At 65.3% G+C, this 15,160-nt stretch carries 15 protein-coding genes; 9 read left to right on the top strand and 6 right to left on the bottom strand.

Features of this window, described 5'->3' with window-relative positions:
- Window positions 1-68 precede the first annotated feature (68 nt).
- Window positions 69-3,227 (bottom strand): bifunctional proline dehydrogenase/L-glutamate gamma-semialdehyde dehydrogenase PutA, encoded by a 3,159-nt coding sequence (gene putA / locus ABE093_RS06125; RefSeq protein WP_430759942.1) that lies wholly within the window; start codon window positions 3,225-3,227, stop codon window positions 69-71.
- Between the two features lie 162 nt (window positions 3,228-3,389).
- Between putA and coxB the strand changes: the two genes are divergently transcribed.
- The 5 genes from coxB to ABE093_RS06100 are packed head-to-tail and all read left to right on the top strand — an operon-like array spanning window position 3,390 to window position 7,557.
- Window positions 3,390-4,247 (top strand): cytochrome c oxidase subunit II, encoded by an 858-nt coding sequence (gene coxB, locus ABE093_RS06120; RefSeq protein WP_430759941.1) that lies wholly within the window; start codon window positions 3,390-3,392, stop codon window positions 4,245-4,247.
- Window positions 4,248-4,294: 47 nt separating this feature from the next.
- Window positions 4,295-5,929 carry a cytochrome c oxidase subunit I gene (ctaD, locus tag ABE093_RS06115; RefSeq protein WP_430759940.1) on the top strand — a complete coding sequence of 545 codons (1,635 nt, stop codon included), beginning with the start codon at window positions 4,295-4,297 and terminating at the stop codon, window positions 5,927-5,929.
- The gene (locus ABE093_RS06110) at window positions 5,929-6,072 is read left to right on the top strand and encodes a hypothetical protein (RefSeq protein ID WP_430759939.1); all 144 of its coding nucleotides are present in this window, start codon (window positions 5,929-5,931) and stop codon (window positions 6,070-6,072) included. Before ctaD ends, ABE093_RS06110 begins: the two co-directional genes overlap by 1 nt.
- On the top strand, window positions 6,062-6,661 hold the full coding sequence (locus tag ABE093_RS06105; protein ID WP_430759938.1) for a cytochrome c oxidase assembly protein: 600 nt from the start codon (window positions 6,062-6,064) through the stop codon (window positions 6,659-6,661). Before ABE093_RS06110 ends, ABE093_RS06105 begins: the two co-directional genes overlap by 11 nt.
- A 14-nt stretch (window positions 6,662-6,675) precedes the next feature.
- On the top strand, window positions 6,676-7,557 hold the full coding sequence (locus ABE093_RS06100) for a cytochrome c oxidase subunit 3 (protein ID WP_430759937.1): 882 nt from the start codon (window positions 6,676-6,678) through the stop codon (window positions 7,555-7,557).
- A 73-nt stretch (window positions 7,558-7,630) separates the two neighbouring features.
- On the opposite strand, the gene ABE093_RS06095 is transcribed toward ABE093_RS06100, so the two are convergent.
- Complete coding sequence (locus tag ABE093_RS06095; protein WP_430759936.1) at window positions 7,631-7,858, bottom strand: twin transmembrane helix small protein; 228 nt, start codon at window positions 7,856-7,858, stop codon at window positions 7,631-7,633.
- Window positions 7,859-7,915: 57 nt separating this feature from the next.
- On the opposite strand from ABE093_RS06095, the gene ABE093_RS06090 reads away from it, so the two are divergent.
- Genes ABE093_RS06090 through ABE093_RS06075 form a run of 4 tightly spaced genes read left to right on the top strand, consistent with a single transcriptional unit; the run spans window position 7,916 to window position 11,292 of the window.
- A complete protein-coding gene (locus ABE093_RS06090) occupies window positions 7,916-8,632 on the top strand; it encodes an SURF1 family protein (RefSeq protein WP_430759935.1) in 717 nt (238 codons plus the stop codon).
- On the top strand, window positions 8,619-9,194 hold the full coding sequence (locus ABE093_RS06085) for a hypothetical protein (protein ID WP_430759934.1): 576 nt from the start codon (window positions 8,619-8,621) through the stop codon (window positions 9,192-9,194). Before ABE093_RS06090 ends, ABE093_RS06085 begins: the two co-directional genes overlap by 14 nt.
- Window positions 9,191-10,372, top strand: coding sequence for a COX15/CtaA family protein (locus ABE093_RS06080; protein ID WP_430759933.1), 1,182 nt, complete (start codon window positions 9,191-9,193; stop codon window positions 10,370-10,372). Before ABE093_RS06085 ends, ABE093_RS06080 begins: the two co-directional genes overlap by 4 nt.
- Complete coding sequence (locus tag ABE093_RS06075) at window positions 10,369-11,292, top strand: heme o synthase (protein ID WP_430759932.1); 924 nt, start codon at window positions 10,369-10,371, stop codon at window positions 11,290-11,292. The genes ABE093_RS06080 and ABE093_RS06075 overlap by 4 nt, the downstream gene beginning before the upstream one ends.
- A 15-nt stretch (window positions 11,293-11,307) precedes the next feature.
- On the opposite strand, the gene ABE093_RS06070 is transcribed toward ABE093_RS06075, so the two are convergent.
- From ABE093_RS06070 to ABE093_RS06055, 4 genes are read right to left on the bottom strand one after another with little or no spacing between them, the layout of a single operon-like run.
- Entirely contained in the window at window positions 11,308-12,345 is a 1,038-nt protein-coding gene (locus ABE093_RS06070; RefSeq protein ID WP_430759931.1) for a YeiH family protein, read from the bottom strand.
- Between the two features lie 37 nt (window positions 12,346-12,382).
- On the bottom strand, window positions 12,383-14,095 hold the full coding sequence (gene dnaG, locus ABE093_RS06065; protein WP_430759930.1) for a DNA primase: 1,713 nt from the start codon (window positions 14,093-14,095) through the stop codon (window positions 12,383-12,385).
- Between the two features lie 13 nt (window positions 14,096-14,108).
- Window positions 14,109-14,606, bottom strand: coding sequence for a GNAT family N-acetyltransferase (locus ABE093_RS06060; RefSeq protein ID WP_430759929.1), 498 nt, complete (start codon window positions 14,604-14,606; stop codon window positions 14,109-14,111).
- 5 nt (window positions 14,607-14,611) lie between these two features.
- Window positions 14,612-15,058 carry a GatB/YqeY domain-containing protein gene (locus ABE093_RS06055; protein ID WP_430759928.1) on the bottom strand — a complete coding sequence of 149 codons (447 nt, stop codon included), beginning with the start codon at window positions 15,056-15,058 and terminating at the stop codon, window positions 14,612-14,614.
- Window positions 15,059-15,160 lie beyond the last annotated feature (102 nt).

The following is a 15,160-nucleotide window of genomic DNA, read 5'->3' as shown; positions in this document are numbered from 1 at the left end:
ATCAAGCCGTACAAAAAAGCCCCGCTTCGGCGGGGCTTTTCTTTGTGCTCAGATAATCGTTGAAACGATCAGTCGCCCAGCGTCAGCAGGCTGGCATTGCCACCCGATGCGGTGGTGTTGACGGTCACCGTCTTCTCGGTGGCGAAACGCGGCAGGTAGTGCGGGCCGCCCGCCTTGGGGCCGGTGCCCGACAGGCCCTGACCGCCGAACGGCTGCACGCCGACCACCGCGCCGATCTGGTTGCGGTTGACGTAGATGTTGCCGACCTTGGCGCGATTGACGATGCGGTCGATCGTCGCGTCGATGCGCGAATGCACACCGAGGGTCAGGCCGAAGCCCGTGGCGTTGATCGCGTCGACCACCTTGTCGAGGTCTTCGGCCTTCCAGCGCACCACGTGCAGCGCCGGACCGAAGTTCTCGCGGGTGAGCTGGTCGATCGACTGCAATTCCCACGCGGTCGGCGCGAAGAAAGTGCCGTGTTCGGTGCCCGGATCGAGCTTGGCCTGCGCGATCGGCTTGGCGACCTGCTGCATCTTCGCCGCGTGGGCATCGAGCAGTGCTTTCGCATCGGCATCGATCACCGGGCCGACGTCGGTGGATAGCAGTCCCGGATCACCGACCTTCAGCTCCGCCATCGCACCGGCGAGCATCGTGATCACCTTGTCGGCGATGTCGTCCTGCACCAGCAGGATGCGCGCGGCCGAGCAGCGCTGGCCCGCGGAAGTGAATGCCGACGCCAGCGCATCCTTCACCACCTGTTCCGGCAGTGACGACGAGTCGGCGATCAGTGCGTTCTGGCCACCGGTCTCGGCGATCAGCACGGCCAGCGGGCCGGCATCGCGGGTGGCGAGCGCGCGATTGATCAGGCGCGCGGTATCGGTCGAACCGGTGAAGGCGACGCCGGCCACGCGCGGATCGCGGGTCAGCGCGGCGCCGACGGTGGCACCGTCGCCCGGCAGGTATTGCAGCACCGCGGCGGGGACGCCGGCTTCGTGCAGGATCTTCACTGCGGCATCGCCGATCAGGTTGGTCTGTTCGGCCGGCTTGGCGATCACCGAGTTGCCGGCGGCGAGCGCAGCCGCGACCTGGCCCGTGAAGATCGCCAGCGGGAAGTTCCACGGGCTGATGCAGACGAACACGCCGCGACCGGACAACTGCAACGTGTTGCTTTCGCCGGTCGGGCCGGGCAGCGCCTCGACGGTGAATTGTTCGCGCGCCTGCAGGGCGTAGTAGCGCAGGAAGTCGACGGCCTCGCGTACTTCGGCGACGCCATCGGCCAACGACTTGCCGGCTTCCTTGGTGCACATCGCCATCAGCTGCGGCATCCGCGCTTCCATCAGGTCGGCGGCTTTCTCGAGGATTGCGGCGCGGGTGTCGACCGGCGTTGCATCCCACGCCGCTTGGGCGTCGACCGCATTCTTCAGCGCCTGGGCGACGATCGCCTCGTCGGCGGCGCGCCAGTGGCCGACCACTTCACGACGATCCGCCGGATTGGTGACTTCCTGGGCCGGACCGCCCGTGCCCGCGCCCGGGACCTGCGGGCCTGCGGTCCAGCTGCCGGCACCGGCGCTGTCGAGTTGCGCGGCGAGCTGGCGCAGCTGGTCGTCGTTGGCGAGGTTGATGCCCATGGAGTTGTCTCGTGCCTGGTGTTGCGCGCGATAGAGCTGCCGCGGCAGCGGGATGCGCGGATGGGGAATGGAATCGAAGCCGGCGACCACTTCGAGCGGATCGCGGATCAGGTCCTCGACCGGAATCGATTCGTCGGTGATGCGGTTGACGAAGCTGGAGTTGGCGCCGTTCTCGAGCAGGCGACGCACGAGGTAGGGCAGCAGGTCTTCATGCGAACCGATCGGTGCATAGACGCGGCAGGGCACGTTGAGGCGATCGGTCGGGATCACCTCGGCGTAGAGATCGTCGCCCATGCCGTGCAGCTTCTGGAACTCGAAGGTGCGGCCGTTCGCCATCCGGTGCACGGCGGCGATGGTCTGCGCATTGTGCGTCGCGAACATCGGGTAGATGGCATCGCTCGCGTCCAGCAACCGGCGCGCATTGGCCTGGTAGCTGACGTCGGTGTTCTGCTTGCGGGTGAACAGCGGATAGCCAGCCTGGCCTTCCATCTGCGCGCGCTTGATCTCGCCGTCCCAGTACGCACCCTTGACCAGGCGCACCGGAATGCGGCGACCGAGTTCGCGGGCCTTGGCGGCGATGTAGTCGATCACGAACGGCGCGCGCTTCTGGTAGGCCTGGACCACGATGCCGAAGCCGTTCCAGCCGGCCAGCGAGGCATCCGCCAGCACCTGGAAGATCAGGTCCAGCGAAATCTCGAGGCGATCGGTTTCCTCGGCGTCGATGGTCATGCCGATGTTGTAGCGCTTGGCCTGCTGCGCCAGCGACAGCAGGCGCGGACCGAGTTCGGCCAGTACGCGCTCGCGCTTGGCATGTTCGTAGCGCGGGTGCAGCGCCGAGACCTTGACCGAAATCGACGGCGCGGAGATTTCGTCGCTGAACGGGCCGGTGGCGCCGATGGCATCGATCGCCTTGCGATAGGCCTCGAGATAGCGGTCGGCATCGGCTTGCGTCAGCGCGGCCTCGCCCAGCATGTCGAAGGAATAGCGGTAGTTGGCGAAATCGCCCTTGCGCGAACGCTCCAGGCCTTCCTGGATGGTGCGGCCGAGCACGAACTGGTGGCCCATGATCTTCATGGCCTGGCGCACCGCGCTGCGGATCACCGGCTCGCCGAACTTGCCGATCATGCGGCTGAGCGCGCCGTAGGCATCGCGCTGGGTGTCGTCAGCGAGATTGACCAGCTTGCCGGTCAGCATCAGGCCCCAGGTCGAGGCGTTGACCAGCAACGAATCGGATTGGCCGAGATGGCGCTTCCAGTCGGCATCGCCCAGCTTGTCGCGGATCAGCGCGTCGGCGGTGGCCTGGTCCGGAATACGCAGCAGGGCTTCGGCCACGCACATCATCAGCACGCCTTCCTCGCTGCCGAGGTCGTATTGGCGCATGAAGGCTTCGACCACGCCCTGGTCGGCGGCGCGGGCACGGACGCGGCGGACCAGATCGGCGGCGGTGGCCTGGATGGCGGCGCGGTCGGCGTCGGGCTGGCGCGCCTGCGCCATCAGGTCGCGGACGTGGCTGGCCTCGTCGAGAATCCAGGCGTGGGTGATGGCGTCGCGCAGTGCCGTCGGCACGGGCGGGAGTTCCGGGGAAAGCAGCTCGGACATGCTGGGAATGGGCCAATCAGTGGGCCTGGGGAGGCCGACATTCTAATGGCGGGGAGGCGCTGCATGCCATGTGCAGAGCCGCGCGTACGGCCCGCGCGGTTGCCGGTCAAGGGTTTGGGCCGCTAACATGGATGGGTTACGCCTGTTCCCTGGGGTTCAAGAATGATGCAAACGCGTTTGTTGCGATTGGGGGCTGCACTGGCAGCGTGCGTGCCGATGTCGGCGTGGGCGCAGTCGGCTGACCCGCACCGCTGGCAGCTCAACATGGGCAAGGGCGTGACCCCGATGGCGCACAACGCCTACAACACCCATATGTGGGGGTTGTGGATGTGCGTGGTGATCGGCGTCATCGTCTTCGGCGCGATGTTCTACGCGCTGTTCGCGTTCCGCAAATCCAAGGGCGCGGTGGCCGCGAAGTTCAGCCACAACACCAAGGCCGAGATCATCTGGACGGTCATCCCGATCCTCATCCTGGTCGTGCTGACGATTCCGACCATCCGCAACCTGATCTACGTCTACGACACCGGCGAATCCGCGCTGACCGTCCGCATCACCGGCTACCAGTGGATGTGGAAGTACGACTATCTGGCCGAGAACATCGACGTCACCAGCCGCCTGTCGAAGCAGAGCAACGACATCCGCCAGAGCGGCAAGGACGCGCGCAGCTTCAACGATTCCACCTACCTGCTCGACGTCGACCACCCGCTGGTGCTGCCAGTCAACACCAAGATCCGCTTCGTGGTCACCGCCGACGACGTGATCCATTCATGGTGGGTCCCGGCCTTCGGCCTCAAGCAGGACGCCATCCCCGGCATCGTCAACGAAGCCTGGGTGAACATCGAGCAGCCGGGCATCTATCGCGGCCAGTGCGCCGAACTTTGCGGCAAGGACCATGGCTTCATGCCGATCGTGGTCAAGGCGGTGACGATGGAGGAATACAAGGCGTGGGTTGCCGAACAGAAGGCCGCGAAGGCTGCCGCCACCACGCCGCCGGCAACCGCGCCGGCAGCCGCGGACTGAGCGCGCATCGCGCGCCGCCCTGACACAGATACAGCGAGGTTTCCCCAATGTCCGCGACCCATCCCGCCGTCGACCATCACCACGACGACGCCCACCACGGGCACAAACAGTCGTTCGTCGAGCGCTGGTTCTTCTCCACCAACCACAAGGACATCGGCACGTTGTACCTGCTGTTCGCCTTCGTGATGGCGATCATCGGCGCCGCGCTCTCGGTCGGCATCCGCGCCGAACTGATGCAGCCGGGCCTGCAGTACTTCAAGCCGGAAACCTTCAACCAGCTCACCACCATGCACGCGCTGGTGATGATCTTCGGCGCGATCATGCCGGCCTTCGTCGGCCTCGCCAACTGGATGATCCCGCTGCAGGTGGGCGCGCCCGACATGGCGATGCCGCGCATGAACAACTGGTCGTTCTGGATCATGCCGTTCGCCTTCACCCTGCTGCTGTCGACCTTCTTCATGAAGGGCGGCGCGCCGGCCGGTGGCTGGACGATGTATCCGCCGCTGATGCTGCAGGGCGGCGCCAACGTGGCGTTCACCGTGTTCGCGGTGCACATGATGGGCATCAGCTCGATCATGGGCGCGATCAACATCATCGCCACCGTGCTCAACATGCGCGCGCCGGGCGTCGACCTGCTGAAGATGCCGATCTTCTGCTGGACCTGGCTGATCACCGCCTTCCTGCTGATCGCCGTGATGCCGGTGCTCGCCGGCGCGGTGACCATGCTGCTGACCGACAAGTTCTTCGGCACCAGCTTCTTCAACGCCGCCGGCGGCGGCGACCCGGTGATGTACCAGCACATCTTCTGGTTCTTCGGCCATCCCGAGGTCTACATCATGATCCTGCCGGCGTTCGGCGTGGTCAGCGAAGTGATCCCGACCTTCAGCCGCAAGCCGCTGTTCGGCTACCAGGCGATGGTGTACGCGACCGCCTCGATCGCCTTCCTCTCGTTCATCGTGTGGGCCCACCACATGTTCACCGTCGGCATGCCGTTGGGTGGCGAGATCTACTTCATGATGGCGACGATGCTGATCGCCATTCCCACCGGCGTGAAGGTGTTCAACTGGGTCAGCACGATGTGGAGGGGCTCGCTGAGCTTCGAAACCCCGATGCTGTGGGCGGTGGCCTTCGTCTTCCTGTTCACCATCGGCGGCTTCTCGGGCCTGATGCTGGCGCTGGTGCCGGCCGACTTCCAGTACCAGGACACCTACTTCGTGGTGGCGCACTTCCACTACGTGCTGGTGACCGGCGCGCTGTTCTCGATCATCTGCGCGGTCTACTACTGGTGGCCGAAGTGGACCGGCCGCATGTACAGCCAGAAGGCCGCGAACTTCCACTTCTGGTGGACGGTGGTCTTCGTCAACCTGCTGTTCTTCCCGCAGCACTTCCTCGGCCTGGCCGGCATGCCGCGCCGCATCCCCGACTACAACGTGGTCTTCGCCGACTGGAACATGGTGAGCTCGATCGGCGCGTTCGGCATGTTCCTGACGCCCTTCATGATGTTCGCCATCCTCTACCACTCGAAGAAGCACGGCGCCCTCGCTCCGGCGCGTCCGTGGGAAGGCGCCAAGGGCCTGGAGTGGACGCTGCCGTCGCCGGCGCCGCACCACAGCTTCACCCATCCGCCGGTGATCAACGCGGGTGACCTCGCGCACGGCGATCCGGAACACATGGATCATTGATGGCCGAACCGCTCGCCAGCTCCGATCCGCAAGTCGTCGTGGCGCGCCAGCGCGCCCGGCGCACCGCGTGGATGGTCGCCGGCGTCGCGCTGGCGGTCTATCTGGCGTTCCTCGCGCTGGGAATGGGCGGCTATGTCCGCTGAGATGACGCCCGATTCCACCCGCAGCACGACCCGCGGGATGGGCAAGCTGGTGCTGGTGATCGCCGTCGCCTTCCTGGTGACGTTCTCGCTGGTGCCGTTCTATCGCATCGCCTGCGAGAAAGTGCTGGGCGTGCGCCTGACGAAAGGTCCGAACCAGGTTGCGGCCGTCGCGGCGTCGCCAGTGGCTTCTCGCTGGATCACCGTGCAGTTCGATGGCCGCGTCAATTCCAAGCTGTCGTGGGATTTCGCGCCGAACCAGCTGCAGATGCGCGTCGAGACCGGCAAGCCGTACTCCGCAACCTATCGCGCCCACAACAACAGCAGCCACGTGGTGGTCGGCAACGCGGTGCCGTCGATCGCGCCGGCGCAGGGTTCGAAGTATTTCGCCAAGACCGAATGCTTCTGCTTCACCGAGCAGAAGATGCAGCCGGGCGAGACGCGCGACATGCCGGTGCGCTTCGTGGTCGATCCCGCGCTGCCGTCCGACATCGACGTGCTGACGCTGTCGTACACGTTCTACCAGAATGACACCCTGACCGAGCGCGCACTCGCCGCCGGCGCAACAACGGCGGCTCCGGCCGCGCCCTGACGAGAGAAGCAAACATGGCCCACGACGCCCACGCTCCCGATCGCAACGTGTACTACGTGCCGCACAGCAGCCCGTGGCCGGTGATCGCCTCGGTCGCGCTGTTCATCACCATGTTCGGTTTCGGCGGCCTGCTGAACCACGAGAGCTGGGGCAAGACGACTTTCCTCGTCGGTCTCGCTTTCCTGGCCGTGATCCTGTTCAAGTGGTTCGCCGACGTCATCACCGAATCGGTGCGCGGCTACTACAACAAGCAGGTCGACACCTCGTTCCGCATGGGCATGGTGTGGTTCATCTTCTCGGAAGTGATGTTCTTCGCCGCGTTCTTCGGCGCGCTGTTCTACACCCGCCAGTTCGCCTTGCCGTGGCTGTCGGGCGAAGGCCACGGCGGAAGCACCAACGCGATCCTTTGGGAGGGGTTCACCGGCGGCTGGCCGACCAACGGCCCGGCCACCATCGGCGGCGCCTTCAGCACCGTACCGGCCTGGGGCCTGCCGTTGCTCAACACCCTCATCCTGCTGTCGTCGGGCGTCACCATCACCATCGCCCACCATGCATTGAAGGCCAACAAGCGCGGAACGCTGCTGTTCTTCCTCGGCTTCACCATCCTGCTGGGCTGCCTGTTCCTGTTCTGCCAGGCCAGCGAGTACCGCGAGGCCTACCACGAACTCAACCTGACGCTGGCTTCCGGCATCTACGGTTCCACCTTCTTCATGCTCACCGGCTTCCACGGCCTGCACGTCACCCTCGGCACCTTCATGCTGATCGTGATCTGGCTGCGTTGCCTGCGGGGCCATTTCACTCCGCAGGACCACTTCGGTTTCGAAGCGGTGGCGTGGTACTGGCACTTCGTGGACGTGGTGTGGCTGATGCTGTTCCTGTTCGTGTACGTGCTGTAAGGACGCATCGAACGCGCATTGAACAAAAAGGCCGGCTTTGCGCCGGCCTTTGCGTCACGAAACCAGGCTGGGATCAGCCCGGGTTGCTGCCCACGCCGTGCGGCGTGATCCAGCCCATGTAGATGGCAAGGATGATGAAGAGGATCAGCCCGACGGACAGCGCAATGCGGCGCGTGAGCGCATTCACGGTGCGCTTCGACTGGCCACGATCCGTCAGCATGTAATACAGGCCTTGGCCGAGGTTCCAGACGATCAGGATGAGCACGCCCACTATCAGCACGAGTTTCAGCGACGGATTCATGGCAGTGACCTGTGCAGGGACGATGCCGGGATTATCGCAGCTTGCGGGTAGAGTCCGATGAAGCGCCTGCGCTGGTGGTTGCTGGCGATCGTCGTGGCCGGCGTGTTCGGCATGCTGGGCGCGTGGCAGCTGGGTCGCGCGCAACAGAAGCGCGCGATGCTGGTGCAGGCCGAGGCGACCATCGCGCAGCGCCATGAAATCGCGCTGGCGACAGCTTACGATCCGTCGCGCGCTGCCGGTTATGACTGGGCGGTCGGCACGGGCCGTTTCCTGCCGTCCCCGATGGTGTTGCTCGACAGCCAGGTCCACAACGGACAGGTTGGCGCGCGCGCGTATCGTGTCTTCATGCCGGATGGCGGAACGCAGCCGTTGCTGGTCGATCTCGGCTGGTTGCCGGTACTCGATCGCCACCGCATGCCGACGCTGCCATTGCCGGAATTGCACGACGTGCGTGGCTTGTTGATGCCGCCGCCCTCGCATGGATTGATGTCGCCGGTCGCCACGCGCCTGCCCGATGGCGATGTGCTGGTGACGGCGTTGTCGGCGCCGGAATTGCCGGCGCTGCTCGGCCAGCGCGCATTGGCGCCACGCATCCTGCGCCTCGATCCCGAAATGCGCATCGGCGGCGAACGCGATCTCGACGTCTTGCCCAACACCATGCCGCCGGAACGCCATATCGCCTATGCGGTGCAGTGGTTCGCGATGGCGGCCACCGTGCTTGTCCTTGCCTTCCTGTTGAATCGCCGTTCGCGGCGACGTGATGCCCATGCCTGATCCGAATTCCCTCGATACCCGCAACCGCAATCGCCGGATGTTGCTGGCGATCGCCCTGCTGTTCCTCGGCAGCTTCGTGCTGGCCGGCGCGCTGCGTTTTTCCGGCTGGCGTCCGCAGGGCCTGAAGAACAAGGGCGAGTTGCTGCAACCGCCGACCGATCTGCGTGGTGTCGCCTTGCAGCTCGCCGATGGCACCGCCTACCCGTGGTCGCCGACGGAACGCCGCTGGCGCATCCTCGCGGTGCCATCCGCCGATTGCCGCGAACGCTGCGACAAGCTCGCGCGCGATCTCGACATCGTCTGGCAGGCGCTGGGGCACACACGCGACCATGCCGACGTGCTGTGGGCCGGAACGGTGCCGGCCTCCGCGCCGAAAACCAGCACGCCGCGCGCCGTCGGTCCCGTGGATGTGCTGAAGGTCCGTTTGCCGCGTGCCGATGTGCCCAATGACGCGGTGGTGTACGTGATCGATCCCAATGGCTTCGTGGTCTTGCGGTACGCTCCCGGGTTCGATCCGGCGGATCTGCGCATGGATCTCTCACGCCTGTTGAAGCTGCAATGAGCCGACCCCTCGTTCCCGTGCTGTCCCGTCATTTCCATCGCCTGGCCTGGCTGGCGGTGGCGCTGGCGTTCACCGTGATCGTGTTCGGCGCATTCGTGCGCCTGTCGAATGCGGGCCTGAGCTGCCCCGACTGGCCGACCTGCTACGGCCGCGCGGCGTGGCCGCAGGCGACGGCCGACATCACCAACCACGCTGCGATCGCGATCCGCGAACTCGATCCGACCAAGGCCTGGCGCGAACAGATGCATCGCCATCTCGCGGCGACACTCGGCTTCCTGGTCTTCGTGCTGGCGGTGATCGCCGCGCGCCGGCGTCGTCTCGGGATCCTGCAGGTCATCACCTCGGCGATCCTCGTCGCGCTGGCCATTCCGCTTTACATGCGCGGCATGCACGAAGCATCGGCGGCATTGGCGATTTCCGCGGAAGCGATCCTGATCGCGGCGGCATGGCGCTGGAACAACGAAGACCTGTCGCGCGTGGCGATGCTGACCTTCGCGGTGATCATCGTGCAGGCCTTGCTCGGCATGTGGACGGTGACCTGGCTGCTCAAGCCGATCGTGGTGATGGGCCATCTGCTTGGCGGTTTCACTACCTTCGCGTTGCTGGCATGGATGGCCTGGCGTGCGACCAACGTGCCGATCCGCCTTGCCGACACCCGCCTGCTGCGACGCCTGCTGATCGCCGGCGTGGTCCTGCTGACGATCCAGATCGCGCTGGGCGGCTGGACGAGTTCGAATTACGCCGCGTTGTCCTGCGGCGCCGGCAGCATGTCGATCGACAATTTCCCGAAGTGCGCCGGCCACTGGTGGCCGAATGCCGACTGGTACAACGGTTTCGTGTTGTGGCGTGGCATCGGTGTCGACTATGAAGGCGGCATCCTCGATGGCCAGTCGCGCATCGCGATCCAGATGGCGCACCGGATCATGGCCTGCGTGGTCTTCCTCTACATCTGGTGGCTGGGCATTCGCCTGATCCGCCTGCCGGGCATGCGTACCTGGGGCGTACTGCTGGTGTTGCTGGTGACGGCGCAATTCGCGCTCGGCGTCAGCAACGTCAAGCTGGCATTGCCATTGCTGGTGGCCGTGCTGCACAACGCCGGCGCGGCGATCCTGCTGTTCCTGCTGGTGTCGCTGCTGGCGCGCATCCAGCGACCGCTGCGCATGGTGCCGGCGGCATGACGCGCTGGGGGCATTACTGGCCGTTGACCAAGCCGCGCGTGGTGGCGCTGATCGTGTTCACCGCGCTGGTCGGCATCTGTCTCGCGATTCCCGGCTTGCCGACCGCCGAAGACCTGCGCCATGGCGCGCTGGGATTGCTCGGCATCTGGCTGGCGGCGGCATCGGCGGCGGCGATCAACCACCTGATCGATCGGCGCATCGACATGCTGATGGCACGCACGCAGCATCGTCCGCTGCCATCGCACGCGCTGATGCCACGTCAGGTGCTGGTATTCGCGTTGCTGCTCGGCGCCGTGTCGATGGCGATCCTCGTCATCGGCGTCAACTGGATTTGTGCGCTGCTGACCTTCGCATCGTTGATCGGTTATGCCGTGGTCTATACCGCCTGGCTGAAACACGCGACCCCGCAGAACATCGTGATCGGCGGCATCGCCGGCGCCGCGCCGCCGCTGCTCGGCTGGGCTGCGGTCACCGGCATGCAGCGACCGTGGGACTGGGCGCATGCATTGCTGCTGGTGCTGATCATCTTCGTCTGGACGCCGCCGCATTTCTGGGCGCTGGCGATCTTCCGTCGTGCCGATTACGCCAAGGCGCTGGTACCGATGCTGCCGGTGACGCATGGCGTCGAATACACCCGCAAACAGATCCTGCTCTACACCATCCTGCTCGTCGCGGTGAGCGTGCTGCCGTGGGTGGCGGGCATGAGCGGCGTGTTCTACCTCGGCGGGGCGTTGTTCCTCGGCGCGGTGTTCGTCTGGTATGCGTGGAAGTTGCAGAATCCGCCCGACGAACTGTTCGCCATGCAGGTGTTCAAGTATTCGATCATCTACCTGATGGCGTTGTTCGGCTTCCTGCTGGTCGACCACTGGTTGTTGCCTTGGTTGCGGCCGGTGCCGCCATTCGTGCTCAACCAGGTTTGACGTTCTTGATCGGGGTTAGTGCCCGAACAACCGCGCCACCCCGATATTCACCAACAGCCCGCCAACAATCAGCCACGCAAACAGCGTGGTTGCCAGCAGCAATGGCTTGAGGCCGGCCTGGCGGATCGCGCCAGCATGGGTGCGTACGCCGAGTGCGCCCATCGCCATCGCCAGCAGGAAGGTGTCGATCATCAGCAATGCATCGACCAGCGCCTTCGGCAACAGGTGGAAGGAATTGAACGCGCCGACCACCAGGAACAGGATCGCGAACCACGGAATGACGATCGGTGCGCGCTTGCCGCTGGCGTCGTTCTTGTCGCGCAGCCAGGCTGAGAGCAACAACAGGAATGGCGCCAGCAAAATGACGCGGATCATCTTTTCGATCACCGCGATGTTGGCGGCGTCGTCGCCCACCGACTTGCCGGCGACCACCACCTGTGCGACTTCGTGCACGCTCGATCCGACATAGAGGCCATAGGCGTGCTGGTCGAAGCCGTGGTGTGATTGCAGGATCGGCCAGAACAGCGGGTAGAGGAACATCGCGATGGTGCCGAACACCACCACCGTCGCCACCGCGACGGAGACCTTGTGCGCCTGCGCCTTGACCACCGGTTCGGCGGCCATCACCGCGGCGGCGCCACAGATCGCGGCGCCGGAGCCGATCAGGATCGAGCTGTCGCGATCGAGCTTGAACACGCGGCGACCGAGGAACAGCGCGAGCAGGAAGGTGCAGGCCACCATGATGATGTCAATGACTATCCCTGTTGCGCCGACGCCGAGGATGTCCTGGAAGGTGAGGCGGAATCCGAACAGCACGATGCCGACGCGCAGCAGGCGCGAACGCGCGTAATCGACGCCCGCGCCCGCATGCCCGGAAATCCGCGGGAACACCGTGTTGCCAAGGAGGATGCCGAGCACGATGGCGGTCGGCAGCGCGCTCATTCCGAAATGCTTGGTCCACGGTTCCAGCAACATCGCGGCGAGGGCGAGGGCGGCGGCAAGCAACAGGCCGGGCAGGCGCGCGCGCCAGGGATTCGATGTCGTGGCAGTCATGTGGTCGGGGCGGGTGGGAGTGGGAGGGTGTTCGTGGTCAGGACGCGAGTCGCGTTCGCAGCAGTTCGCGCAGTTCGGTTTTTTCGTCGTCGCTCAGATCGCGGATGCGCGATTGCAGCTGGTCGATGCGTTGCTGGGTCGATTGCTTCGACAGCTGCGCCAGCACGCCGTCGAAATCGACCGTCCATTCCTGCGGTCCACCGGGTTCGCTGAAGGTGGCGAGTTTTTGCAGCGCGCCGACATCGGGGTGGTCGGAGAAGGAGTCGAGGATGCCGGCGACGGTCAGTCCGGGACGCGATTTCAACACGTCGAGCAATTCGACCAGCAGCGGGATGCCCGCCAGTTGCAAGGACTCGAATTCGTAGGGGACCGGCGCGCGATCGGCCAGCTGCGGATGCTGCAACAGCAGGGTGATGGCGTGGCGGACGAGGCTGCGCTTGGCATGCGCGTTGGCGCTTGAAGGCGTCGGTGCGCGCGCAATCGCATTGGCATCGGTGACATCGACATTGGTGAGTTCGCGGATGCGCGCGACCATCGCGTCGCGGAAACCGCCATCGGGAATCTTGGCGATATCGGCGCGGCAGCGATCGACGAGCGTCGCCTTGCCGGTCACCGAAGTCAGCGACACGCCCTGCATGCGTTCGGCGAAATAGACCTCGGACAGCGGCGTCGCGTTGCGCAAGCGTTCCTCGAATTTCGCGTGGCCTTCCTGGCGGATGAGCGTATCGGGATCCTCGCCGTCGGGCAGGAACAGGAAGAACGCCTGGCGGCCGTCCTTCATGCGCGGCAGCACCGATTCCAATGCCTTCCACGCGGCGCGACGACCAGCGGCATCGCCATCGAAACAGAACACCACTTCCGGCGCGTTGCGGAACAGCAGCTCGGCGTGTTCGGGCGTGGTCGCGGTGCCGAGCGTGGCGACGGCGTAACGAATGCCGTGCTGCGCCAGCGACACCACGTCCATGTAGCCTTCGACCACCAGCAGGCGTTCCAGCTTCGGATTGGCCTGGCGCGCCTGCCACAGGCCGTACAACTCGCGGCCCTTGTGGAACAGCGCGGTTTCCGGCGAGTTGAGGTATTTCGGGGTGTCGTCCTTGTCGAGCACGCGGCCACCGAAGGCGATCACGCGGCCGCGGCGATCGTGGATCGGGAACATCACGCGATCGCGGAACTTGTCGTAGACGTGGCCCTTGTCGTTGCGCGAGAACAGGCCCGAACGCTCCAGCAACTGCATGCGCCGCGCGTCCGTGCCGAGTTCGTTGCGCAAGCCGTCATAGCCCTGCGGCGCATAACCGATGGCGAAATGCTCGCGGGTCGCGGCATCCACGCCGCGCTGGTCGAGGTAGCTTTGCGCGCGACTGCTGGACGCAAGTTGTCGCTTGAAGAATGCCGCGGCCGCATCCATCGCGCCGAACAGCGGCTGAGTTTCCGGATTGGCGTTGCGCTGGGCGGTGTCGCGCGGTACTTCCATGCCGGCGCGTTTCGCCAGCTCGTCGATGGCGTCGAGGAATTCGAGGCGATCGAATTGCATCAGGAAGCTGATGGCGCTGCCGTGCGCGCCACAACCGAAGCAGTGATAGAACTGCTTCGCGGGAGAGACGAAGAAGGAAGGTGAGCGTTCGTCGTGGAAGGGGCAGCAGGCGGTGTATTCGTTGCCCTTCTTCTTCAGCGGTACCCGCGCATTGACGATCTCGACCACATCGGTGCGGTTGAGGAGGTCGTCGATGAAGGCGTCGGGGATGCGTGCCACGATGCGCCTCAGGTTATTCCGGTTTTGCGGCTGAAGCGAGACGCTGCAGTGCTTCGCCGCTGACGCGCTGGACCGTCCATTCGTCCATGCCGACTGCGCCCAGCGAGCGGTAGAAATCGATGGACGGCTGGTTCCAGTCCAGCACCGACCACTCGAAGCGGCCGCACCCGCGTTCGACTGCGATCCGCGCCAGTTCCACCATCAGCGCCTTGCCGAGCCCCGCGCCGCGATGTTCCGGGCGCACGAACACGTCTTCCAGATAGAGGCCGGGCTTGGCCAGGAAGGTCGAGAAGTTGTGGAAGAACAGCGCGAAGCCGGCGGGCTGGCCATCGATCTCGCCGATCAGCACTTCCGCGGCAGGCCTGGCGCCGAACAGCTGCGCGTGGAGATCGGCCTCGGTCGCGGTCACTTCATGCGCGAGGCGTTCGTATTCGCCGAGTGCGCGGATCAGTTCGAGGATCAGCGGCACGTCGGCGGCGACCGCCGGGCGGATGGCGATGCGCGCGCTCATCGCGGTCAGCCGGCGAGCTTCTGCTTCACCAGCTTCGACACATCCGACATGTCGGCCTTGCCGGCCAGCTGCGGCTTGAGCACGCCCATCAGCTTGCCCATGTCGGCGGCGCCGGTCGCACCGGTCTGGGCGATGGCGGCATCGATCGCGGCGGCGATTTCGGCTTCGCCCATCTTGGCCGGCAGGTAGTGCTCGATGATGGCCATCTCGTCACGCTCGATCGCGGACAGGTCGTCGCGGCCGGCGGCATCGTACTGGCTGATCGAATCGCGGCGCTGCTTGACCATCTTCTCAAGCACGGCCAGCACCGCGGCATCGTCCAGTTCGACGCGCTCGTCGACTTCCTTCTGCTTGATCGCCGCGTTGATCAGGCGAATCACGCCCAGGCGGGCTTTCTCGCCGGCCTTCATCGCGGCCTTCATGTCGTCGGTGAGCTGGGTCTTCAGGGACATCGTGATTTCCTCTGGTTCGGATGGGCGCGAAAATCGCCGCGTCCAGAAATGCGAAAAGCCGGTCACGCTCGCGCGTGCCGGCTTTGTCGACCGGAACCGCTA

It is taken from the genome of Solilutibacter silvestris, assembly GCF_050574925.1.
GTDB classification, from domain to species: Bacteria; Pseudomonadota; Gammaproteobacteria; order Xanthomonadales; family Xanthomonadaceae; genus Solilutibacter; species Solilutibacter silvestris_A.
The sequence above is the reverse complement of the archived record's forward strand: the minus strand, read 5'-3'. Positions and strand labels throughout refer to the sequence as shown.

Bases quoted from the DNA above. Each gene is read 5' to 3' on its own strand.
- putA (WP_430759942.1), bottom strand. From the start codon at position 3,227: ATGTCCGAGCTGCTTTCCCCGGAACTCCCGCCCGTGCCGACGGCACTG.
- coxB (WP_430759941.1), top strand. From the start codon at position 3,390: ATGATGCAAACGCGTTTGTTGCGATTGGGGGCTGCACTGGCAGCGTGC.
- ctaD (WP_430759940.1), top strand. From the start codon at position 4,295: ATGTCCGCGACCCATCCCGCCGTCGACCATCACCACGACGACGCCCAC.
- ABE093_RS06110 (WP_430759939.1), top strand. From the start codon at position 5,929: ATGGCCGAACCGCTCGCCAGCTCCGATCCGCAAGTCGTCGTGGCGCGC.
- ABE093_RS06105 (WP_430759938.1), top strand. From the start codon at position 6,062: ATGTCCGCTGAGATGACGCCCGATTCCACCCGCAGCACGACCCGCGGG.
- ABE093_RS06100 (WP_430759937.1), top strand. From the start codon at position 6,676: ATGGCCCACGACGCCCACGCTCCCGATCGCAACGTGTACTACGTGCCG.
- ABE093_RS06095 (WP_430759936.1), bottom strand. From the start codon at position 7,858: ATGAATCCGTCGCTGAAACTCGTGCTGATAGTGGGCGTGCTCATCCTG.
- ABE093_RS06090 (WP_430759935.1), top strand. From the start codon at position 7,916: ATGAAGCGCCTGCGCTGGTGGTTGCTGGCGATCGTCGTGGCCGGCGTG.
- ABE093_RS06085 (WP_430759934.1), top strand. From the start codon at position 8,619: ATGCCCATGCCTGATCCGAATTCCCTCGATACCCGCAACCGCAATCGC.
- ABE093_RS06080 (WP_430759933.1), top strand. From the start codon at position 9,191: ATGAGCCGACCCCTCGTTCCCGTGCTGTCCCGTCATTTCCATCGCCTG.
- ABE093_RS06075 (WP_430759932.1), top strand. From the start codon at position 10,369: ATGACGCGCTGGGGGCATTACTGGCCGTTGACCAAGCCGCGCGTGGTG.
- ABE093_RS06070 (WP_430759931.1), bottom strand. From the start codon at position 12,345: ATGACTGCCACGACATCGAATCCCTGGCGCGCGCGCCTGCCCGGCCTG.
- ABE093_RS06060 (WP_430759929.1), bottom strand. From the start codon at position 14,606: ATGAGCGCGCGCATCGCCATCCGCCCGGCGGTCGCCGCCGACGTGCCG.
- ABE093_RS06055 (WP_430759928.1), bottom strand. From the start codon at position 15,058: ATGTCCCTGAAGACCCAGCTCACCGACGACATGAAGGCCGCGATGAAG.